Origin of the sequence: Nostoc sp. TCL240-02 (genome assembly GCF_013343235.1) — a bacterium.
Classification (GTDB): domain Bacteria; phylum Cyanobacteriota; class Cyanobacteriia; order Cyanobacteriales; family Nostocaceae; genus Nostoc.
In genome coordinates, this window is the sequence record NZ_CP040094.1 from 2,399,439 (window position 1) to 2,423,082 (window position 23,644).

Annotated in this window: 18 protein-coding genes; 11 read left to right on the plus strand and 7 right to left on the minus strand. The window is 43.1% G+C overall.

Annotated elements, in window-relative coordinates:
• Positions 1 to 619: 619 nt before the first annotated feature.
• Both FBB35_RS10340 and FBB35_RS10345 read left to right on the plus strand, forming a co-directional pair.
• Positions 620 to 2,206: a B12-binding domain-containing radical SAM protein gene (locus FBB35_RS10340; RefSeq protein ID WP_174709559.1), complete on the plus strand. Its 1,587-nt coding sequence runs from the start codon at positions 620 to 622 to the stop codon at positions 2,204 to 2,206.
• A gap of 234 nt (positions 2,207 to 2,440) precedes the next feature.
• Positions 2,441 to 3,481 carry a DUF2891 domain-containing protein gene (locus FBB35_RS10345; protein ID WP_174709560.1) on the plus strand — a complete coding sequence of 347 codons (1,041 nt, stop codon included), beginning with the start codon at positions 2,441 to 2,443 and terminating at the stop codon, positions 3,479 to 3,481.
• On the opposite strand, the gene FBB35_RS10350 is transcribed toward FBB35_RS10345, so the two are convergent.
• Positions 3,471 to 3,614, minus strand: a complete 144-nt coding sequence (locus tag FBB35_RS10350; protein WP_174709561.1) for a hypothetical protein — start codon at positions 3,612 to 3,614, stop codon at positions 3,471 to 3,473. The two genes, FBB35_RS10345 and FBB35_RS10350, sit on opposite strands and share 11 nt — an antisense overlap.
• 117 nt (positions 3,615 to 3,731) lie before the next feature.
• Between FBB35_RS10350 and gap the strand changes: the two genes are divergently transcribed.
• From gap to FBB35_RS10365, 3 genes are all read left to right on the plus strand, one after another.
• Positions 3,732 to 4,775 (plus strand): type I glyceraldehyde-3-phosphate dehydrogenase, encoded by a 1,044-nt coding sequence (gene gap / locus FBB35_RS10355; protein ID WP_174709562.1) that lies wholly within the window; start codon positions 3,732 to 3,734, stop codon positions 4,773 to 4,775.
• A gap of 241 nt (positions 4,776 to 5,016) precedes the next feature.
• Positions 5,017 to 6,447, plus strand: coding sequence for a pyruvate kinase (pyk, locus tag FBB35_RS10360; protein ID WP_174709563.1), 1,431 nt, complete (start codon positions 5,017 to 5,019; stop codon positions 6,445 to 6,447).
• 290 nt (positions 6,448 to 6,737) lie between these two features.
• Complete coding sequence (locus FBB35_RS10365; protein ID WP_174709564.1) at positions 6,738 to 7,742, plus strand: transaldolase; 1,005 nt, start codon at positions 6,738 to 6,740, stop codon at positions 7,740 to 7,742.
• 192 nt (positions 7,743 to 7,934) lie between these two features.
• On the opposite strand, the gene FBB35_RS10370 is transcribed toward FBB35_RS10365, so the two are convergent.
• The 6 genes from FBB35_RS10370 to hisC form a co-directional block, all read right to left on the minus strand.
• Entirely contained in the window at positions 7,935 to 8,312 is a 378-nt protein-coding gene (locus tag FBB35_RS10370; RefSeq protein ID WP_174709565.1) for a hypothetical protein, read from the minus strand.
• Between the two features lie 501 nt (positions 8,313 to 8,813).
• Positions 8,814 to 9,880 (minus strand): ISKra4 family transposase gene (locus FBB35_RS10375; protein WP_174708235.1). Its coding sequence is split into 2 segments (ribosomal slippage): positions 8,814 to 9,724 and positions 9,724 to 9,880, totalling 1,068 coding nucleotides; the frame shifts between segments, so codons are not numbered across the junction.
• A complete protein-coding gene (locus FBB35_RS10380) occupies positions 9,877 to 10,209 on the minus strand; it encodes a DUF4870 domain-containing protein (RefSeq protein WP_254625903.1) in 333 nt (110 codons plus the stop codon). The genes FBB35_RS10375 and FBB35_RS10380 overlap by 4 nt, the downstream gene beginning before the upstream one ends.
• A gap of 79 nt (positions 10,210 to 10,288) precedes the next feature.
• Entirely contained in the window at positions 10,289 to 11,869 is a 1,581-nt protein-coding gene (gene lnt, locus FBB35_RS10385; RefSeq protein ID WP_174709566.1) for an apolipoprotein N-acyltransferase, read from the minus strand.
• Entirely contained in the window at positions 11,850 to 14,462 is a 2,613-nt protein-coding gene (gyrA, locus tag FBB35_RS10390; protein ID WP_174709567.1) for a DNA topoisomerase (ATP-hydrolyzing) subunit A, read from the minus strand. Before gyrA ends, lnt begins: the two co-directional genes overlap by 20 nt.
• A 743-nt stretch (positions 14,463 to 15,205) precedes the next feature.
• Positions 15,206 to 16,267, minus strand: a complete 1,062-nt coding sequence (gene hisC / locus FBB35_RS10395; RefSeq protein ID WP_174709568.1) for a histidinol-phosphate transaminase — start codon at positions 16,265 to 16,267, stop codon at positions 15,206 to 15,208.
• 100 nt (positions 16,268 to 16,367) lie between these two features.
• On the opposite strand from hisC, the gene FBB35_RS10400 reads away from it, so the two are divergent.
• The 6 genes from FBB35_RS10400 (at position 16,368) to FBB35_RS10425 (ending at position 23,599) form a co-directional block, all read left to right on the plus strand.
• Complete coding sequence (locus FBB35_RS10400) at positions 16,368 to 17,150, plus strand: methyltransferase domain-containing protein (RefSeq protein WP_254625904.1); 783 nt, start codon at positions 16,368 to 16,370, stop codon at positions 17,148 to 17,150.
• Positions 17,151 to 17,264: 114 nt separating this feature from the next.
• Positions 17,265 to 17,843, plus strand: coding sequence for an rRNA large subunit pseudouridine synthase E (locus FBB35_RS10405; RefSeq protein ID WP_174709569.1), 579 nt, complete (start codon positions 17,265 to 17,267; stop codon positions 17,841 to 17,843).
• Positions 17,844 to 18,102: 259 nt separating this feature from the next.
• A complete protein-coding gene (gene ssuD, locus FBB35_RS10410) occupies positions 18,103 to 19,260 on the plus strand; it encodes an FMNH2-dependent alkanesulfonate monooxygenase (protein ID WP_174709570.1) in 1,158 nt (385 codons plus the stop codon).
• Between the two features lie 79 nt (positions 19,261 to 19,339).
• Positions 19,340 to 19,906, plus strand: coding sequence for an NADPH-dependent FMN reductase (gene ssuE / locus FBB35_RS10415; RefSeq protein ID WP_174709571.1), 567 nt, complete (start codon positions 19,340 to 19,342; stop codon positions 19,904 to 19,906).
• Between the two features lie 970 nt (positions 19,907 to 20,876).
• Complete coding sequence (locus FBB35_RS10420; protein WP_174709572.1) at positions 20,877 to 22,190, plus strand: FAD-binding oxidoreductase; 1,314 nt, start codon at positions 20,877 to 20,879, stop codon at positions 22,188 to 22,190.
• 53 nt (positions 22,191 to 22,243) lie between these two features.
• Complete coding sequence (locus FBB35_RS10425) at positions 22,244 to 23,599, plus strand: (Fe-S)-binding protein (protein ID WP_174709573.1); 1,356 nt, start codon at positions 22,244 to 22,246, stop codon at positions 23,597 to 23,599.
• Positions 23,600 to 23,644: the final 45 nt, after the last annotated feature.

Below are 23,644 nucleotides of genomic sequence, written 5' to 3' on the forward strand. Positions count from 1 at the left end.
TTGCAGCCCGTCTAAATAGCTTGAAAGTGCAAATACACCTTGTATAGTTATTAAAAATAACACAGTTAATTTTCTCAGAGTTGCCAATTTGCCGAATTCTAAAAAAAACAGACGCTTAGAGGATGTTTGAAAAGTGGTTGGCTGTGATTTTAGGCACTTATTGATACCACCTTTTTAAGGGAGATTTAGGGGTATCTAGAACGTTTTGTTACCGATAAGAGGACTTTTAAAATATCCTTTTAGAACCGTTCCAAAAGTCCTGGTATTTTTGATAAAATCATTTGCCATAAATATTTGAAGATTCTCGGAAATTGCTATGAGGAGAAGCCCGCAATTTCGAAGCCCTCCCTAGTATAAAAGTAGTAAGCTGTTGTGCCTTTAATTTGTACTAATATTTTTTTCAATATAATTGTGGGTGGGCAACATGAGCGCCCTGATAGTGCAAGTTGTATGCGTAACAGCTTAATAATTGCCCTTAAACAATATTGTTTCGTCTAAATCAGTCATAGTAGAATTTACAGCTACTGCATACAAAAGCTTCTCTAAGTGTTTTACCAGAGCGGCGAAGTTGTATTTGAACTTAACCAGCAGCTAAGATCAAGGTCTATAAGCATCAAATATGAACGTTTTACTTCTATACCCCCTTTTTCCAAAAAGTTTTTGGTCTTTTGAAAAAACACTGGCTTTATTAGACCGTAAAGCAATGCTACCGCCTTTAGGCTTGGTAACTGTAGCCGCGATATTACCTCAAGAATGGGAGTATAAGCTAGTAGATCGAAATGTTCGTGCCTGTACGGAAGCAGAGTGGGCTTGGGCAGATTTGGTTATTATGTCGGCGATGATTGTGCAAAAAGAGGATTTGCTCTGTCAGATATTAGAAGCAAAACGCAGAGGTAAACGGGTAGCTGTGGGTGGGCCTTTCCCGACAGCGTTACCAGATGAAATGACATCCGCCGGAGTAGATTATTTGATATTGGACGAAGGGGAAATTACCCTACCTTTATTTGTAGCAGCGATCGCACGGGGCGATCGCACAGGTATCTTTCGCTCTGGCGGTGAAAAACCAGATGTTACCAACACTCCCACCCCTCGCTTTGACTTGTTAGAGTTTGAAGCTTATGCAGAAATGTCGGTGCAATTTTCCCGTGGATGTCCCTTCCAGTGTGAATTCTGCGACATTATTGTGCTGTATGGCCGCAAACCCCGCACCAAAACCCCAGAACAACTATTAGCAGAACTTGATTATCTCTACAAACTGGGTTGGCGGCGCAGTATTTTTATGGTGGATGACAACTTCATTGGTAATAAGCGGAATGTTAAATTATTTTTGAAGTCTCTTCTGCCGTGGATGGTAGAACATAACTATCCCTTTTCTTTTGCTACAGAAGCCTCAGTTGATTTAGCCCAAGATCAAGAACTGATGGATTTGATGGTAGCGTGTAATTTTGGAGCCGTTTTTCTGGGAATTGAAACCCCCGACGAAGAAAGTCTCACTTTCACTCAGAAATACCAGAATACCAGAGACTCGCTCAGTGATGCGGTGAATAGAATTACCCGCTCAGGGTTGCGAGTTATGGCAGGCTTTATCATTGGATTTGATGGCGAGAAAGTAGGAGCCGGGGCGCGAATTGTCAAGTTTGTTGAGCAAACAGCAATTCCCACCGCCTTATTTAGTATGCTGCAAGCGCTTCCAGATACAGCCCTTTGGCATCGATTAGAAAAGGAAGGACGACTCCGCAATAAATCAGCCAACATCAACCAAACTACGTTGATGAACTTTGTCCCAACTCGACCGTTAGAAGACATCGCTCGTGAATATGTGCAGGCATTCTGTGATTTGTATGACCCAGAGCGGTTTTTGGAGCGTACATACAAACACTTCCGGCTTTTGGGCGAAGCAACCTATCCGAAAAAAGGGAAAGCTGCTAAGAAACCATTGAACTGGAAAGTACTCCGAGCGTTTCTAATCATTTGCTGGCGGCAGGGTGTACGTCGTCAGACGCGCTGGCAATTCTGGCGTTATCTATGGAGTATGTATCAACATAATCGCGGTGGAATTAGTAGCTATTTAGCCGTTTGTGCCCAAATTGAACATTTCTTAGAGTATCGCCAAATTGTCCGGGATCAAATTGAGGCTCAAGTGGCTGAATTTTTGGAAGCAGAAGCTAGGGTAAAACCTGAAGCGCAAGTGATGGTTAATTCCTAGTGAATTAATTTGCAATACCTTGCAATGCTAAAAGGGGTTGGGGATTGGGAAGAGTGTGGAAAAATGATGTTTAGGGCTTTAACCCGTCCTAAATACCCAGTTCCCATTCCCCTGCATTAAAAACGCTACGCTTTTACGCAAAACTGTACTAAGTAATCGGCAAAGAAAAGGATATAAGCAGCTAAATTTAATTTTTAATTTTTAATTTTTAATTCGGAGCAAAGCGACGTGACCATGCCACTCGATAATTTGGAGATTAATGAAGCGATCGCAGTAAAATTTGCTCAATTAGTACTGGATTGTATTGAGCGGGAGTATCCTAACAGTATTCTGCGTTGGGCTGAGAGCGACGAGGATATAAAACCACCGCGTAAATTGACTCCTGCTTTTTATGGCTGCTTAGATTGGCATTCGGCCGTACATGGTCACTGGTTGCTAGTACGTCTTATGCGTCACTTCCCCGAAGCCTCTTTCCATGCAGCGTCAAAACAAGCACTTGGGCAAAGCCTAACACCTGAGAAGATTCAAGGAGAAATTGCCCATTTTCAACGGCGACCCTTTTTTGAATTTCCTTACGGTGTGGCATGGTTTCTGCAACTGGCTGCGGAACTTCACGAGTGGAATCATCCTGAAGCAAAAGAATGGCGGGTTGTATTGGAACCGCTAGAAAAGTTGATTGCAGATAACTTACAGCGCTGGATTAACGAACTGAAACTCCCAAATCGTACAGGGGCGCATAGCCAAACAGCCTTTGCACTTGGTTTGATGCTAGATTGGGCACGGATTACCAAAAATACTGACTTTACTCAGTTATTGGAGAATAAAGCACGGCAATTTTATCTTAGCGATCGCAATTATTCCTTACAATTTGAGCCGCTTGGCTACGATTTTCTCTCTCCTGGACTTGCTGAAGCAGACCTAATGCGGCGAATCCTGCCTACAACAGATTTCACTGAGTGGCTCACCAATTTTCTGCCACAAATACCCATTGATAATTCAGTAAATTGGTTAGAACCAGGCAGAGTGGATAATCCTCAAGATTATATGCAAGCTCATTTCTATGGTCTTAATCTCAGTCGTGCTTGGATGCTTGAGGGTATCATATCTGGATTGGCAAATAGCGATCGCCGCATCGAAACACTCCGCTTTGCTGCCCTTCACCACCGTCATCATGGACTCACAGATGTTGTAATTGAACATTATGCAGCTAGTCACTGGCTAGGAACCTTTGCCGTTTACCTCCTAACAAATCGTGGCTTGCCCCTCATGAGTTGAGTGTGAGTGCTGAGTTAGGAGTATTCTCCCAATTCCCAATTCCAATCCCCAATCCCCAATCCCCAATCCCCAATCCCCAATCCCCAATCCCCAATCCCCAATCCCCAATTCCCCAATCCTTAAAAGATGCCAAGTAAATATGCCTTAACTTGCTGATACTGTCAGGATCAAAGAGTAAAGAATAAAAGGCAATCTATTTTGACTTTTAACTTTCTCCTTTTGTTCAACTTCCACAACGGGAGGCTTAATCTTGACTAAATTGAAAGTTGGTATCAATGGCTTCGGTCGAATCGGGCGACTCGTGCTTCGCGCTGGCATCGATAATCCCAATATTGAATTTGTGGGCATTAACGACCTAGTACCACCAGATAACCTTGCTTACTTATTAAAGTACGACTCAACCCACGGTCAATTAAAGCACAAGGTTGAAGCCAAAGAAGACGGTATTCTTATTGATGGGCACTTCATTCCTTGTGTGTCGGTGAGAAATCCCGCAGAGTTACCTTGGGGAAAATCAGGTGCAGATTATGTCGTTGAAGCTACCGGACTCTTCACTGACTACGAAGGAGCCGCAAACCACCTGAAAGCAGGTGCAAAGCGAGTGGTAATTTCCGCTCCCACCAAAGATCCAGATAGAGTTACTACTCTACTTATGGGTGTCAATCATCACCTATTTGACCCCAGCAAAGATATCATTGTCTCCAATGCTAGCTGCACTACAAACTGTCTAGCTCCCATAGCTAAAGTCATCAATGATAACTTTGGGTTGACTGAAGGGTTGATGACCACCGTTCATGCCATGACTGCCACTCAGCCAACTGTAGACGGCCCCAGCAAGAAAGACTGGCGGGGTGGTCGAGGTGCAAGCCAGAATATCATTCCCTCCTCCACAGGTGCAGCTAAAGCTGTAGCGCTGGTTTTACCAGAATTGAAGGGTAGATTGACTGGTATGGCATTACGAGTTCCGACTCCCGATGTCTCTGTAGTTGATTTAACTTTTAAAACTGCCAAAGCCACCAGTTATAAGGAAATTTGTGCTGCCATGAAGCAGGCTGCCGCAGGTTCTCTAGCAGGTATTTTGGGATACACAGATGAAGAAGTAGTTTCCACAGATTTTCAAGGCGATACCCATTCTAGTATCTTCGACGCAGGTGCTGGAATTGAGTTGAATTCTAACTTCTTCAAGGTAATTGCCTGGTATGACAACGAGTGGGGCTACTCGAATCGCGTGATTGACCTGATGTTGTCTATGTCACAAAAGGAAAAACTCGCCTCTACAGCTGCTGTAGTTTAATTGGTCATTTGTCATTGGTCATTGGTCATTGGTGATTAACTTTTGACTTTTGACCCTTGACCTTGGGGATTTGGGTCAAATGGTAAATACCCTGAGAGTAAAAAATTATTTAGTATCTTTATTTACACAAAAAGTGATATAAAGCACGTGTTAATTTGGATGACTGAGCGATGTCTACGACGGGCTATGCCTACGCACGAACCATCCAAATTTGCAGGTTACTCCTCAACCCCTAATCCCTATGCGTCGAACCAAAATCATTTGTACTGTTGGGCCCGCTACATCTGCACCCGAAAAACTACAAGCTTTAGTAGAAGCTGGTATGAATGTGGCACGGTTGAATTTTTCTCACGGGGCTTATGAATTTCACGCCCAAACTGCTCATTATCTCAGACAAATTAGTAATGAGCGGCAAAAGCCCATCGCAATTATGCAAGACCTGTGTGGGCCAAAGATTCGTTTAGGAACTTTGCCACCGGAAGGTTTAAATTTAGAAGCTGGTAGTGAAGTTACTTTTGTTTTGCAAGAAAAGGGTGAGAGTATTGACGAACTACCCCTACCATTGCCGACTCTGTTCGCAATGGTGCGACCAGGTGAACCGATTTTAATTAATGATGGTCGCGTTAAGTTAATTGTTACCGATCGCGATGCCGATCGCATTCGCGCCCAAGTGAAAACTGGCGGGTTAATTTCCACGCATAAAGGAGTAAACCTGCCACAAACTCCTTTACCTGTTAGTTCCATCACCGAAAAAGACTTACTGGATCTACGCTTTGGGATTCAGTTGGGTGTAGATTGGGTAGCGGTGTCCTTCGTGCAATCGCCACAAGACTTAGAACCCGCCAAGCGCATGATTGAAGCGGCTGGTGCTTCCATCCGCTTAATTGCCAAAATCGAAAGAGCAGAAGCACTAGAAAACTTTGATTCCATTCTGAAAGTTGCCGACGCAATTATGATTGCCCGTGGCGATTTAGGGGTGGAAGTGCCAATTCACGAAGTACCCCTCATTCAAAAAGATATTATTCGCCGTTGCAATCGTGCTGGCAAACCGGTGATTACAGCCACCCAAATGCTAGAGTCGATGATTAGCGCCCCCGATCCCACCCGCGCCGAAGCAACTGATGTTGCCAACTCCATCTTAGATGGTACAGATGCAGTCATGCTTTCTGGTGAAACAGCCGTGGGGCAATATCCCATCGCCGCCGTGCAGATGATGCACAATATCGCCGTGCGGACAGAAAAGGCTCTAGATGAGGGTAGTAAACATGCTTGGTGTCATGAAGCAGGTAGTCTCAGCGTTACCGAATCTGTTGCAGAATCAGTGTGTCGCATCGCTTATGAAACAGGCTCACGGGCAATTCTCTGTAACACTTCATCAGGAAGTACGGCGAGAATGGTGTCTAAATATCGGCCAACTTCTCCGATTATTGCCCTCACCTCCGACATCACCGCTTATCGTCAACTAGCGCTTTCTTGGGGTGTGGAAGCTTTGCTGATCCCACCAGTTCACCATGCTGAAGAGATGTTTACCAATGTGGTGAACACAGTTGTAGATATGGGTTTAGCCACTAAGGGCGATAAAGTAGTAATTACCTCTGGCGTTCCAATTGGTAAATCGGGCACAACTAGTTTAATCAAAGTGCATTCCATTGGACAGCCAATTTCAGCATAAGGCACTTAGAATAGGGCTGTGGCTCAAGATAGTAAGCAAAATTGGGCAATGATTAAGAAAAATTGCCAGAATCAGAATTGAAGGGACTGGGGACTGGGGATTGGGGACTGGGGATTAGGGATGGGGAATTAGGGACTGGGAGACAAGGAAAAGAATAATAACTCCTAACTCCTGTACAGACGCAATTAATCGCGTCTCTACTCTTAACTCAGAACTCGGAACTCAGCACTCAGCACTCAGCACTCGCTAGGGAATAAGTAAATCCTGTAACATTCATCACGGAGTCTTTTATGTCTAAGAATTTACTGGAACAATTGCGAGAAGTGACTGTCGTAGTCGCAGATACAGGGGATATCCAGGCAATTGAAAAGTTTAAACCCCAAGATGCCACCACCAATCCTTCTCTGATTACTGCTGCGGCGCAAATGCCAGAATATCAGGGAATTGTCGATCAAACTTTACTGCAAGCGAAGAAAGATGCTGGAGCCGGAGCCACCCAAGCACAGATAGTTTCTCTAGCTTTTGACCGTTTGGCAGTTGCTTTTGGATTAAAGATTTTACAAATTATTCCCGGTCGTGTGTCTACAGAAGTAGATGCTCGCTTGTCCTACGATACCGAAGCTACCTTAACTAAAGCACGGGATTTAATTGCCCAGTATAAAGCTGCTGGAATTGGCCGCGATCGCGTTTTGATTAAAATTGCCACCACTTGGGAAGGCATTCGCGCTGCGGAAATTCTCGAAAAAGAAGGTATTCACTGTAACCTTACCTTGTTGTTTGGTCTTCATCAAGCGATCGCCTGTGCAGAAGCCGGCGTTACCCTAATTTCTCCTTTCGTCGGTCGGATTCTCGACTGGTACAAAAAAGATACCGGACGCGATAGCTATCCAGCCGCCGAAGATCCTGGAGTTTTGTCCGTCACCAAAATCTACAACTACTACAAGAAATTCGGCTATAAAACCGAAGTTATGGGAGCTAGCTTCCGTAACCTTGGTGAGATTACTGAACTTGCAGGTAGTGATTTGCTAACCATTTCTCCATCACTGTTGACTGAATTGCAGTCAACTGTTGCAGAACTGCCACGTAAACTTGACCCCGCCAAGGCAGCAAGTTTGTCAATCGACAAGATATCCATTGATAAAGCTAGCTATGACAAAATGCACGCTGCTGACCGCATGGCAACCGACAAACTAGACGAGGGCATTAAAGGTTTCACCAAGGCATTAGAAGACCTTGAAAAACTTTTGGCAGACCGACTAGTTCGCCTTGAAGGAGAGGTAGTAGCAAGTCATTAAAAGATAACCATAATTAGTAGACCTCTTGCAAAAGGGCTTTTTGCAAGAGGGGGGCAAAGGGTAAAGGTTAAAGGGGAAGGGAACAATACAGAACTTTTTCCCCTTTCCCTTTTCCCGACTTATGCAAGAAGTCTAGTGGTTAGTGGCTTAACCACCAAACACTAACCATTAGTTAGTTGTATCAGCCTTGGCTCAATAACGACCTCGAATAATGCTATATCGTCCGTAGGGCTGCTGTCGTTGGATAATCTGCCGTTGTCTTAACTGATCCCGTCGTCGGATATTTTGGTATCGTCCGTAGGGCTGCCGCCGTCGGATATTTTGGTATCGTCCGTAGGGCTGCCTCTGTCTGATAATCTGCCGTCTTCGGATCATTCGGTATCGTCCTGGCCGCCGTTGAGCAATTAAAAGCTCTCCAGTTTTATCTCCAATTAGGTTAGCTTCTGGTGCGGCGCTCTGTTCATTGCGAGCATTATTTAAAGAAATATCTTTTGCTTCAGCTAATGAGGGCGGATACACAAAGGCACATAGCAATAGTGCTATTGAGGATAACTTCCTGAAACCTTTCATGTTTTTGCTTCTACTAGACTTTGATAATAACTTTATTAAAACACCTGAAAGTCTACAAATTACCCCTTATACACTTTTTTTAAACTTAAATTTGGTATGAAATCCTGTATTGAAATTTCAGCCTTATGGATAATTGTAAATTATCTTAATCTGTGTAATAAAAAAGTAATCGTCTAGCAAAATATAATTTTTTCCAATAGACAAAATGGATAATTACCTAACCTTTTGTCTCACGTTAAGAAAGCTTTGCTACATTGCAATAAAGTTCAGTTAGATAACAAAATATTAACTCGTGTAGGTTTGATTGATTCTCTGAAACCAACTTCTGACAATTATTAGACTTTCTTTTTGCTCAACATAACCTACAACTGTACAACTCTTTTTAACTACACAAATCGAAAAATAAAGGGGTAGCGGTAAGACACATTCGGCTGGTTAAAAATATTGATAATGGCAATAATTGGCATAATAAAACGGGAGCATCTCACTTTTTAAAGTGGCTCAAACTGACAATAATCCATTGAGGTAAGCACAGCGATGGGCTAGGACTTGAGGCACATTTTCTCGTTTCCATTGTGCCCCGGAAATTTTTGTTCGACGGTCAACCTGTTTAACGGCAGATTCAACTGAACCTGAACCAATTGAACAAATTTCTTCAGCTTGATAATATTCGTAGTTGATAATGCGATTGCGATGCTTATCAAGATAACGGCAAAAGTTTTGTACTTGTTTGCCTTTACAATCTGTAAATAAGGCAATAGTAGCCTCAACTTGGCCTTTCCATAGTAGATTTTGTGCTTGTTTCAAGCGTTTTTGTGAACCCCCAACTTTGTGGAGGTTTTCTATTAAATGGAACCAATCAAGTATTTCTCGACGTTGTGCATCAGGTGCTAATTGGTCAATTATATTCCAAATGCCGTCATGTCCATCACCAATACAAGTGAGTGGGCTAGCCAGTGGTTGGTCATTAACCCAATCAATCACAATCTGATTATTCTGAAATGAAGTTCCCAAGATTCCGAGATGATGTAAGCTAATTGCTTTATAGCCAAGCCATGCACATATTTGACCTTTAGGAGTTCGGACACGGATGTTTCCACCATCGACGCTTAATTCTTCAATTGTCTGTTCTGGTGTTGGCAACTCAAAATTCTGGCGATGCACTAATCTCTGTTGACTGCTGTGAGAAACCTCTATGCCCGTAAAATACTTGATGTCTGATGCCGCATCTTCATAGCTGACATTCGCACTTACCCTCAAACAACAAGTTTCTAGATATGGACTCAGTTGAGTACTTGGTGCGACTTCTAATTCAATGGCTTGTTTGCTCGTTATTGCTAACTCTCCAAGAATGCTTTTGAGCCGTCGTTGGTATCCTGCGGTTGTCCCTGTAATCGTTTCGATAAAAAAACCCCTACTTCTGGCATAACATGCTTCTGCATTTGACTCCGCACTGCTTCTTCAATTGCTGCAAGATTTGTGAGCTTTTCTTTTGACGTATCTTCATACAATATTTTAGCAATCGCCTGAATATGTTTTTGAAGAGCTTGCTTTTGTTCTGGGGTCATCGGTAAGTAAATACACTCGTCTTACCTATCCTGACTGATTTTCGTCTTCTTTGCAAAAAACTGGGATGCTCCCTAATAAAACTGACCACGCCCAAAGCAATCAACAACAAAATACCAATTCCCACAACAGTCAACAATGCAAAGATAATTGCATAAATATAAAGATTTATGTGAAAGTTAAGTGATTCTTTGGCATTGCTTTTAATAATCGGGTCATTACTAATTAACAAAATTGCAATGGGTATGCCAATGGAGATAATCGTAGAGCTAAAAAATATTGCTCCGTGGCTTAAGGCTGATAAAAGCTTGCGTTGCTGAATGTCTTCCATGCCACAATTCCTCCTTTTAGAGACTCAAATGGTAACTATTACTCGTGGATGTCACTGTAGTTACGATCTGATATTAGCGTTAGTTAATCACTCTCTGCAAAAACCACCCTAAGACACTCAATCCCAACAATAAAGGTGTTAACCAATCACCCCAACGCACATATAAAGTTTGTGTCTGTCGCCGATAAATTATTTCAGCATGAGTTTCGTAAGTATTATATCCAGACATCCATAAAGTTCTACCGTGAGGATCTACAAAGGCTGAATATCCTGTATTCGTTGCCCGTGCTGACCATCGATCGCTTTCAATTGCCCGCATGATATCCTGTGCATGGTGCTGGAATGGCATCGATGCAGTGTAATGGGCATCGTTAGATGAACTGAGGATAAATTGCCCACCCGCCGCAGCTTGACGACGAAATTGTTCAGGAAAAGCAGATTCATAACATATACTAGCGATCGCACGACCAAAAGGAGTGTCAAATATCTGATTTGCCAAACCAGGAACTTGGTGTGCATCCAGAGGCGATAAACGTTGAATTAACCCGCCTAAAATTCCTTCAAAGGGAATATATTCTCCCAAAGGTACGAGTTTGGACTTATCATAGCGGCTGACAATTTCACCCTTACTGTTGAAAGTAAACAAGCTAATTGTATAACTGTCTCCTCGTTCGCCAAAAGCTCCAATCCAAGCAACCACACCTTTTTCCTTCACTGCTGCGACTAAGGCAGTTCCCAACAAGTTGCGTTGGAAAATAGGTAAGGCTCCTTCTGGGGTGAGGACTGCATCTACACCTTGGTCTGCTAAAGTTAAATACCCATTGGTGTAATTTTCTTGGGCGCGACGAAACCCTTCGGAACTTCGTAAAAGTCGGTTCGGGATATTACCCTGAACAATCCCCACTTTTAAGGCTGCTTCTGGGGGTTGGGCGATGGGACGGCTATATAAGAAAAAACCAATGAAGTGTAAGGTAATTAATAATCCTGTGGCGATGACCCAGTATTTATTAACGAACCGCAGAGGCGCGGAGGACACAGAGGAAATTCTCTCTGCCTCTGTGCGGTTCATCCATCCTTCAGCAATTAAACCATTAATGGCAACTATTGCTGCTGTTACAGTATTAGGCCCAGAGAGTTGACCCAGATGTACAATTACGAGATTGTGCGGACTTTGAGTGTAAGCAAGAGAACTCCACCACAAAGGCCCCGCACTCCACAGACTCTCTAAGCCGCACCAGACGGCTGTACCAATAAGTATACGTAACCACGGTTTTTTTCCACCCAGGCGAACCATTACAGCTGCCCAAATAGTAAGGAATACCCCACCCAAGACACTGATAAATCCCCAACAAAAAAGCGTGATTGCCAAGCTTGGCAACCAAGGAACGCCCAACCATGTCATCGGATGAATTCCGGTAATCCAGAATAGGGCAACACCGTGAAAACCAACACCCCACAGGAAAGCCGGAGGGAATTGGTTTTTACCTTTGGCTGAAGTGACAACTAGCACCCATAAGGGAACTATGGCAATCCAAGCCAGGAACCATGCACCTACTGGGGCTACGGTTAGCCCCATTAAAATGCCGCTAGCGAATGCAATCAAATAGGGGAGTAAGGCGATTAACCTCTCCCCCTGCTTTTTATTCTGCTTCTTCTGCATCGGCAGCATCAGGTGGAACTATTGCTACTCCGGTAATAGCGTCATCTTCGTCTAAACGCTGCACTCTGACTCCGGTTGCCGATCGCGATTGGATAGAAATTGCATTTACGGCTTGACGGATGATAATACCGCGATTTGTCACCATCATGATTTCATCATCATCATTGTTGACAATGCGTAAGGTTGCCAGCTTATCTTTGGTTTTGCGGTTTTTGAACTTGGTTGCCATTAAACCCTGACCAGCACGATTTTGTAGTCGGAACTGGGCAACGGGTACGCGCTTACCATATCCTCCCATTGTAATTACCAACACCCAAGGGCCAACAATGCTACTGCTAGGCACTTCTGCTGACTCTTCAGTAGTTTCGGTAATTTCGATATCTTCTGTTTCGATTGTTTCGATTGCTTCGATATCTTCTGTTTCGGCTTCTGTAACATCCAAAGTTTCAAGAATTGCTGCGGGCAGAATATCCATACCCACGAGTTCATCTTTATTTTTGAGTTTCATGGCTTTCACCCCGCGAGTCGCCCTACTTAAAGGACGCAGTTGTTCGTGGTTGCAACGGAAGTTAATTGCCATCCCGTTACGAGAACCAATGATTACACTGTCTTCGACTCTGGCGCGTCGCACCCAGCGCAGTTGGTCGCCTTCTTCTAAGGAAATGGCAATCAAACCATTGGCGCGAATGTGACTAAAGGCTGCCAATTCAGTTTTCTTGATATTGCCGCCCTTAGTGAGCATGACTAGATATTCTTCGTTGCTAAACTCGTCAACTGGTACAATTGAGGTGATTTTTTCCTCTTTGGGAATCGGTAACATCTGGACAATTGGTGTGCCGCGACTGGTACGCGAACTCGCTGGAATTTGATAAGCTCTCAGGCAGTAAACAACACCACGCTCACTAAAGAATAAAATACTGTCATGATCGCAGCAAGTTAAGAAATGCTCAATGGTATCATCATCTTTCACCTTGGCTGCGGCTTTACCTCTGGTAGCACGGCTTTGCGCTTCAAAGGTATTAACTGGCATCCGTTTGATGTAGCCTTGCTCTGTCACGAGAATTATCGCTTTTTCATTGGCAATGAGGTCGCGATCGTCTAATTCCCCTTCCCCTGGTAAAATCACCGTGCGGCGGGGTGTGGCAAAGTTAGTTTTCAGTTGCCCGACTTCGGTTTCGATAATTTCTAGCACTCTCTCCCGGCGTGCCAAAATATCTTGTAAGTCGGTAATTTTTGCTTGCAATTCGTCGTGTTCCAAACGAATTTTGTCTGCTTCTAAGGCAGTCAAGCGCCGCAATTGCATCTGCAAAATCGCATCTGCTTGCACTTCCGAGAGTCCATAATTTGTAATTAATTCACCTTTGGCTGTGGGCGCATCGGGCGCATGGCGAATCAAGACAATAATGGGATCTAAGTGAGACAGGGCAATTAATAACCCTTGCAGGAGATGGTCGCGTTCTTCAGCTTTCCGCAGTTCGTAACGGGTACGTCTGGCAATGGATTCGATGCGGAAATCTAAGAAGACGCTTAAAAACTGCTTGAGGGTGAGTACCTGGGGTTCGCTATTCACCAACGCCAGCATATTCGCGCCGAAGTTGGCTTGCAGTGGCGTTTGCTTGTAAAGGTTGTTCAGAACGACGCGAGGATAAGCATCACGCTTAAGTTCGATAACAACTCGCATCCCGTCGCGATCGCTTTCATCCCGGATATCTGCGATGCCCTCTAGCCGCTTTTCGTTCACCATTTCGGCGATTTTTTCAATCAGCGCCGCTTTATTGGTTTGATAGGGCAATTCGGTGATGATAATTGCTTCTCTATCTGGCCGTCCCCGTTGTTCAACGGTTTCAATGTTAGCGACACCACGCATGGTAATAGAACCACGCCCGGTTGTGTAGGCTTCTCGAATGGCAGATGTCCCCAAAATTTGCGCCCCAGTCGGAAAATCTGGGCCGTGGACATACTGCATTAATTCGAGATCGGTGATTTCGGGATTGTGGATTACAGCCACCAAAGCATCAATCAATTCGCCCAAATTGTGCGGCGGAATGTTGGTTGCCATACCCACGGCAATCCCAGAGGAACCGTTGAGCAACAATTGGGGAATCCGTGCGGGTAAGACTGTGGGTTCTTGCTGTGAACCATCGAAGTTATCAGCAAAATCTACAGTTTCATACTCAATATCGTGCAGTAAACCAGCGCTAGTTAAAGCTTGTAAGCGACATTCTGTGTACCGCATTGCGGCTGGCGGATCATTGTCTACCGAACCGAAGTTACCATGTCCGTTAACTAGAGGCGATCGCATCGAAAAATCCTGCGCCATCCGCACCAAGGCATCATATACTGCGGTGTCGCCGTGGGGGTGATATTTACCCAACACTTCCCCTACCACACGGGCGCATTTCTTAAACGGGCGATCGTGGAGCAAACCTAGCTCGTGCATTGCGTAGAGAATGCGGCGATGCACAGGTTTTAGACCATCCCTGGCATCTGGCAACGCCCGACCCACTATCACGCTCATGGCGTATTCCAGATAAGACTGCGACATTTCGGTTCGCAAATCTATCGGGATAATCCTCTCCTGTGAGGTTGTCATAACCTAAAAATCTCCAAAAATCGTAGATTTTAGCTTTTTTACTCAACAAAGCGCAAAATTATTCTAAATTGCTCTTGAATAATTGCCATAATTTGGTATAATTCTAGCATATTATTGCCTTTTTTTGCCTAAGCAGCTAACTCAAACGCTTGCGTCTTAATAGATTTACCTTGCTTTGCTCCAAGTTGGATTGTAGTGTGATCGCTTCTCTGTAGGTTGTGTGAAGCCATCACTAAAATAAATAAAAGATAAATTAATGAATTACTATTTAGTTATTATATTGTGTTGGCTTAAAGAGAAATCAATATCCCAATTTGCTAAATGGTAAATATCATAAAAATACAACATTTTCAAATGAGGAGATAAATCTATTTATTGAAATTGTCCAGCCGGAGAAGTAGGTAAACCACTTAGTTCAAATAAATCTTTTATTTTCCGAGATAGGATTTGGATTAGAGTACCATTTTTTGTCAACTCAGATAGATCATCTTGTCTAGAACAACTATAATTTTATTTGTTTTAGCATGAAAAAGTATTTGGCAAAGCCTACAATCACTAACTTTTCTCGTCCTTGGATCACTTTTTTAAGAAACCCTGTTGCTCCATTGAGTGTAATAAAAATACACAAGACCTGCACCTTTTCAATTTAAATCTATTATGCTGCATAGTCGAGCGAATTGCTTATCTGGTTGATACGTTTAATTATTGGTTGGCAAACTTACCAGAAGAAAATTCGCCTTGCCTTAATCCCCAGTCCCCAATAAATAAATCAATGTTTCTACTAAAACTTGATTTTGTTCATCTGTGCCAACAGTAATGCGTAATTTATCATCTAGTCCAGGCTGCTTGAAGTAACGGATTAAAATTCCCTGTTCTTTCAGTTTTTGATAGAGATATTCCGCGTTTTTTTGTGGAGGCTGTACCAGCAAAAAGTTAGTTTGGGAATCCCAGATATGAAAACCTAATTGTTTTAAGTCTGTTGATAGCTGATTCCGTGATGCTTTAATCTTTGCCACACAAGCATTTTTATAAGCTTGATCGGTAATAGCAGCCGTGCCAATTGCACAAGCTATCGCATCAATGTTATAGCTATCCTTCACTTTAAACAATCCCTGCAACAGTTTAGGATTCGCCACTCCAAATCCCAATCGCAGTCCAGCCAACGAGTAGCCCTTAGAAAGGGTACGAATTATGATGACATTTTCGTATTCCTTTACCAAAGCCAACGCATTCTCTTCGGTAAAATCTATGTATGCTTCATCAATCACCAAAACTCCAGATAACTGGCTGGCTAATTGGCGCAGCTCGTTAGTTGCTACCAGATGCCCCGATGGACTATTCGGCGACGCAATGAATGTGACAGAACCATTGGCAGCAACCAGTTCTTTCAAAGGTAAACTGTAGTCCTCGCCGTAGGAAATTTCAGTAATTTCCGCATCTTGCATTTCCGCCAATGTACGATACAGCACATAAGTTGGCATCGGATAAACTACCTTTCTTCCAGGTTCTGCACAGGCTCGAATTACTACGCTCAACAATTCGTCACTGCCATTGCCTACAATAATCCAATCGCTAGGAACTCCTAAAACTTTACTTGCGGCTTGCCGAAATTCCCCACCGAAAGGTTCTGGATACCGCCGCAACCACTCCCCCTCAATATTTTGCAGTACAGCTAGTGCCGTAGGGGAAGGAGGATAGGGGTTCTCGTTGCTGTTGAGTTTAATTATCTGTGTACCGCGTTGGGGCTGCTCACCGGGAACATAGCTAGCCATTGCATCAACATTGGAGCGAAAGTAGTTAGTCATAGGACATTGGGTGCGTATCTTAAACAAATTTCAACCCACAATTTCTGACGATATCGTTTTTTGTCGTTTACATCAAAAAATACGGCCTTATAAATTACGAATGAGGAATTATCAAGAGATGCCAGATAAATGGAATCCAGAATTATACGAACGATTTGAGTCGGAAAGAAGTCGCCCGTTCTACGACTTGGTAGATATGATACATCGGCAAGAAAACTTACGAATTCTCGATTTAGGATGCGGAACTGGAAAGTTAACGAAGTATTTGCATGACACACTAGCAGCACAGGAGACTTTAGGGATAGATGCTTCTGAGAAAATGCTGCAAAAGGCTCGTCAGTTTGAAGGTAACGGACTACGCTTTGAGCAAAGAAAAATTGAGGAAAATCCAGGAGATGGGGAGTTTAATGTGATATTTTCTAATGCAGCATTGCAGTGGTTGACGGAACATGAGGCGTTATTTGAGAAATTGCGAGGTAAGTTAAAACCTGGTGGACAGCTTGCTGTACAAATACCAACGATGGATACTGAGCCAGTACATAAAATAGCAGCTGAGACTGCAAAAGAATTTAGTCAAGAATTGGGAGGATACGTGCGGCGTTTAGAGGTACTTGCTCCAGAAACATACGCCAAACTGCTTTATAAATTGGGGTTTGTGAAGCAGGAAGTAAAGCTTCAGGTTTATGGACATGTGCTGCCTTCACGAGAAGCTGTAGTAGAGTGGTATCGCGGGACACTGCTAACAGCATACGAATCGAAGTTAGATGCCCAAACCTATGAACAATTTGTAGAACGTTATCAGCAGAAACTCTTCCAGTTGCTAGAAGATGAGCGTCCATTCTTTTTCCCCTATAAACGCATCTTAATGTGGGGAAGTATTTGAACGCTTATTTCCCCTCAAAAATGTTTAAATCTCGTTAGAAAATAGAAGCAGGGGGCAGAGGAGCAAGAAAAGAATAACAATATCCAATGACCAATGACCAATGACCAATGACAAATGACAAATCATTACCGATATATTATTTTTTACAAACCCTATGGCGTTCTCAGCCAATTTACAAAAGATGCTTCCACACATAGCACCCTGAAAGATTATATAGATGTACCTGATGTCTATCCTGTGGGACGCTTAGACTGGGATAGTGAAGGATTACTGCTGTTAACGAATGATGGACAATTGCAACATCGCCTTGCCCATCCGCGTTTTGGTCATAAACGTACTTATTGGGTACAGGTAGAGCGAATTCCAGATGAAGATGCAATAAAAAGGTTGCAAACAGGCGTAGAAATTCAAGATTACCGCACTCAACCAGCACAAGTTAGGCTCTTATCAAAAGAGCCAGAGCTACCTGAACGCACACCGCCGATTAGATTTCGCAAAAATGTACCGACAGCTTGGCTGGAAATGACTTTGACAGAGGGAAAAAACCGCCAAGTCCGGCGCATGACTGCGGCTGTCGGGTTTCCGACTTTGCGACTGGTCAGGGTTAGCATAGCCCACATAAAATTAGATGGCCTACAATTGGGTCAATGGCGCGACCTCACCACATCTGAACTCCAATTTATTTCTTTTTAGAGACGATAGGAAGAGGGCTAAGGAGCAAAGGAAGATCAGGGGATGAAAGGAAAGGGGACAAGGAAAATAACCATACCCAATTCCTAATTTTTACGATCGCTATCTTATTGAAGATCGCTTAATATACATTGGTTTGATAGGAATACCGGAGTTTCTAAAAAAACTTCTTGCGGGCTTTTGTAGAATATGTGATACTCTACATCTATAAACAAAGCACGGTAGTTCTATCGTTTTACCGTAGTTTAAAAGGACAGGATTCATGCAGCTACTATGGTTCATCCCAACCCACGGCGACGGACGTTACCTTGCAACTGCTACAGGTGGAAGGGCAGTAAGCTTTCCCTATCTGCGGCAGATTGCTCAAGCGGTGGATGACCTTGGTTATACAGGAGCATTGCTGCCCACGGGACGTTCTTGTGAAGATGCTTGGATTGTAGCGTCAACCTTGGTATCACTGACGCGACAGATGCGTTTTTTGGTAGCGATTCGTCCCGGCTTGGTATCGCCTGGAGTAGCGGCACGGATGGCGGCAACTTTTGATCGCCTCTCTGGTGGACGCTTGCTGATTAATGTCGTGACAGGTGGCGATCCCGTCGAGTTGGCGGGAGATGGCTTGCATTTAGATCACGATCAGCGCTATGAATTAACAGATGAATTTTTAACAGTATGGCGAGCGATCGCTAGTGGAGAACAAGCCAATCTTCAGGGCGATTATCTCAATATTCAAGATGGGAAACTGCTGTTTCCACCTGTTCAGAAGCCATATCCACCCTTGTGGTTTGGCGGTTCCTCTCCTGTTGCTCAAAAAATTGCTGCCAAGCACGTAGATGTCTATCTAACTTGGGGCGAACCACCGGCGCAAGTAGCCGAGAAGATTGCATTAGTTCGCAGACTTGCAGAAACAGAAGGCCGGACTTTGCGGTTTGGGATTCGTCTGCATGTGATTGTGCGCGAAACCGAGAGTGCAGCTTGGGATGCAGCCAATGATTTAATTAAATATGTCGATGACGAAGCGATCGCTAAAGCTCAAAAAGCTTATGCCCGGATGGATTCAGTTGGACAACAACGGATGACTCAATTACACCACGGAAATCGTGAGGCTTTAGAGATTAGTCCGAACCTCTGGGCAGGAGTTGGTTTGGTGCGGGGTGGTGCGGGAACAGCCTTAGTAGGCGATCCCCAAACTGTAGCGGCCAGAATGTTGGAATATGCAGATTTAGGTATTGAGTCCTTTATCCTCTCTGGTTATCCCCACCTAGAAGAAGCTTATCGAGTCGCAGAACTTCTATTTCCCCATTTGCCCTTAGAAAATCTGCCAGCAGTAGAGAAGCAACATGTCTTGAGTCCATTTGGCGAGATTGTGGCAAATGAAGATTTCCCTAAGCAGCATAAAGAGAAAGCCACATCCATATCCTAGTAAAGTTTAGGTTATTGGTTATTCCCCATTCCCAATTCCCAATTCCCCATTCCCATTTAATACATAGGAGTTTAATTGAATGACAAATATTTTAGCGATCGCAGGTAGCCCAACCCATCCATCTAGAACTTATGGTTTGGTCGAATACAGCGCCAGGCTTTTACAACAAGAAGGCTTGCATGTAGACATTATTTCAGTTCGGGATTTACCTGCTGAAGATTTAGTTTTTGGACGATACGATAGCCCTGCTTTAGAACAGCCAAAAGCTTTATTAGCAAAGGCAGATGGTGTGATTATAGCCACCCCAATCTACAAAGCTGCTTACACAGGAGTGCTGAAAACATTTCTAGATTTGCTCCCACAAAAATCATTGACAGGTAAACCCGTATTACCAATTGCCCTTGGTGGAACGATCGCTCATTTATTGGCAATTGAATATGCTCTGAAACCTGTATTATCTGAATTAGGAGCGCGGCATATCCTAGCTACTGTTTATGCAGTAGACAAACAAATTCAACGACAAGCTGATAACAGTGTCATCTTAGATGAAGAAATTGACCAAAGGCTCAAAGATGTCCTCAAAGAATTTGTTAAAGCTGTAGCGTATGATGCCGCCGCGCCTCAAGAATTGGTTCATGCCAATTAAATAATCAAGTTTATACCTCCGTTTGCTCGTAGCAGAGGGGTAATTTCTCCCCATCTGCTACCTTTTTTAAAAGTTAATCAAATTGCATAAAATTCTATTAAAATAACAACCGGACTGTCTCACCATTTTGTGTCTAAGTTTAAAAAATATTTTTTACAACTAATTTAGGATTGCTATAGATATCAAAATTGTCTCCTAACTCTACCCGTAGTAGATTAGTTAAATTAACTAATCTACTATTTTTTTTGAGATTTTAAAATTGCCGTCAGGATATGAGAAAGGTTCCCAAAAATATAGGTTGGATAAGGCTAATACCTTACCCAACCGAAGCGCGATCGCTCTTAATACAAGAAAATCATAACTTTATTTAACGTGAGTTCGATAAACCTATCCCTCTCCGACTCGGAGAGGGACGGTTTTGCGTAGTAAAACCAGGGAGAGGTCTTTTTATTAAGGTTAATTAAATGGACACTATCTAAACACAACCAGGGCAAAAACGATCGCCTTTTTGATGTACTTAAATATATTCATGGTTTCATTCCACCTGAAATTCTAGTTTTAGAATGGATTACCTAACCTTTCGGCTCCGCTTTATTGCATCAATGAGAAAAAAGCAAACTTAACCATTAAGTAGAGTGCAAAGAACTTATGTATTTAGATCAACTTAATGGTTAAGGAAAATTAAAGTAATTTTCTATAAATATACTCTTAGTCTTTTAATGAAAATGCAAGGACAGTTAAGACTGTTTAGACAATTAAGTAAATATTTAATGAGATTTTAATAATTTCTGAGGTTGGTAATATCGGTATATTATTCGCTACAAGCGTTGTTTATCGCAAATGAGTAGCGTTTGGTTCCTGTTGGCGTAACCCAACGTAGGCATCTACAGCCACCGTATATTAATGGCAATACGCTTTTTTGGTCAGGTTAACCAGTAAATTAGATGTAGAGCGTAAAAAAATAAACTCAATGAAAGCGATATCTAACGACAAGCCGCAAGGCGTGTGCGCTACTGATTTTGCATCTATTATCGGCGAAGAAAATGCTGTTTGCCTTTGGGAAAATATCGAAATAGGCCAGCAAAAACGTATCCAACAGGCTGTAACTTCTGGAAAACCTCCTACTTGTATCGTCTATCCCCGTACCCAACAACAACTAGCCGCAGTCATCGCCAAAGCTCACAGTCACAACTGGCGCGTCCTCCCCTGTGGTAGTGGCAGTAAACTTAGCTGGGGTGGTTTAGCTAAGGGCGTTGATGTCGTAGTTAGTACAGAACGCATCAACCAACTGATTGAACACGCTGTTGGCGATTTGACTGTCACAGTCGAAGCTGGAATGAAGTTCTCGGATCTCCAGGCACTTTTGGCAAAATCGCGGCAATTTCTCGCCCTTGACCCCACAGCACCGGAGTCAGCAACCATTGGCGGTATTGTTGCCACAGGTGATACAGGTTCTCTGCGGCAACGTTATGGTAGTGTGCGTGACCAGTTACTAGGTGTTACCTTTGTCCGTGCTGATGGAGAAATCGCCAAAGCTGGGGGAAGAGTAGTTAAAAATGTTGCCGGATATGACTTGATGAAGTTGCTTACTGGGTCTCATGGCACATTAGGCTTGATTAGTCAACTGACTTTCCGTGTGTATCCGCTATCAGAGGCATCGGGGACGGTGGTACTAACTGGTAGTGCCGAGGCTGTATCCCAAGCGGCTGATATTCTTAGAGGTTCAGCATTAACACCAATTCAGGCTGATTTGCTATCAACTAAATTGGTGTCTAGCTTAGGTTTGGGTCAAGGACTGGGATTAATTGCCCGTTTTCAGAGTATTAGTGAGAGTGTTAAAGAACAGTCAAACCGAGTTTTAGAAGTAGGTCAGAAGTTAGGTTTAAATGGGGCAATTTTTGCTGATGCTGATGAAGCTAGTCTATGGCAGAGATTGCAAGAACGAATACATTTTTCTGCCACAGAATCTGTAATTACCTGCAAAATAGGAGTGTTGCCTACTGCTGCTGTAGAGATTTTGACTCAAGTGGAGTTGGGTTTAATTCATATAAGTAGTGGTTTAGGTTTGTTACAATTAGAGGATAAAAATCAAGTTTTGAAAGTGCGCGATCGCACCCAAGTTAATAGAGGTTTTTTAACAATTTTGTCAGCACCAAAGGCGGTTAAAGAACAAATAGATGTTTGGGGTTATACGGGGAATGCTTTGACGTTGATGCGCCGTATTAAGGAACAGTTTGATTGTAAGGATATTTTAAGTCCTGGTCGGTTTGTGGGTGGAATTTAAGAACGAACCGCGAAGGCGTAAAGGACGCGAAGTAAAGAGGGGAAAGAAGTTCTATGCAAGTTTCAGAAAATGCTGTTAACAATACGGCTAGTTTAAAGAATTTGAAGGGTTTTGATGATAGTCATCCGCCTGACCCGAAGTTAATTGATAGTTGTGTACATTGTGGGTTTTGTCTTTCTACTTGTCCTAGTTATCGGGTACTGGGTAAGGAGATGGATTCACCTAGAGGACGCATCTATTTAATGGATGCAATTAATGAGGATGAGATTGCTCTCAATACGGCAACTGTAGAACATTTTGATTCGTGTTTGGGATGCCTTGCTTGTGTGAGTACTTGTCCTTCTGGTGTGCAGTATGACAAATTGATTTCTGCAACTCGCCACCAAGTTGAACGTAATTATCCCCGCAGTTTACCAGATCAATTTTTTCGTAAACTGATATTTTCTTTGTTTCCCTATCCCAATCTTTTACGGATTTTATTAGTTCCGTTGTTGGTTTATCAAAAGTTGGGGTTTGCTAAATTCTTTCGCGCTACAGGTTTACTTAATAAAATATCGCCCCGTTTGGCAGCGATGGAATCAATTCTGCCAGAAATTACCTTCAAATCTTTTCAAGATAATCTACCTAGTGTGATTCCTGCCAGAGGTGAGAAGCGCTATCGAGTTGGCGTAATTTTGGGTTGCGTGCAACGGCTATTTTTCTCCCCCGTGAATGAAGCAACGGTGCGGGTTTTAACAGCGAATGGTTGTGAAGTAGTGATTCCCAAATCTCAAGGTTGTTGTGCAGCGCTTCCCGAACACCAAGGGCAAACAGAACAGGCAAAAGCTTTAGCAAGGCAGATGATTGATAGTTTTGCCAAGACAGATGTCGATTTTGTAATTATCAATGCTGCTGGTTGCGGTCATACTTTGAAAGAATACGGTCATATTTTAGAAGATGACCCAGAATATCGGGAAAAAGCGAAGGATTTTGCAGCTAAGGTAAAAGATGCTCAAGAGTTTTTGGCAACTGTTGGATTAACAGCGAAACTTTCACCACTGACTGATAAACCCTTGAATTTAGTTTATCAAGATGCTTGTCATTTATTGCATGGGCAAAAGATTAGCGTGCAACCGCGTCAGGTATTGCGACAAATTCCAGGGGTGAAGTTGAGAGAACCAGTAGATGCGGCTTTATGTTGTGGCAGTGCTGGGGTTTATAATATGCTGCAACCAGAAGTTTCTGAAGAATTGGGTCAGCAAAAAGTACAGAATTTGTTGAATACTGGTGCTGAGTTAATTGCTTCTGCTAATCCGGGGTGTACTTTGCAAATTACGAAGCATTTGCAGTTACAAGGTAAGAATATTTCAGTTATTCACCCGATGGAGTTGTTAGATTATTCGATTCGGGGTGAAAAGTTGAAATTGTAGAGGTTTGCTAGCTGCGTTGTGCATTTACTTTTGACTTTGACAACA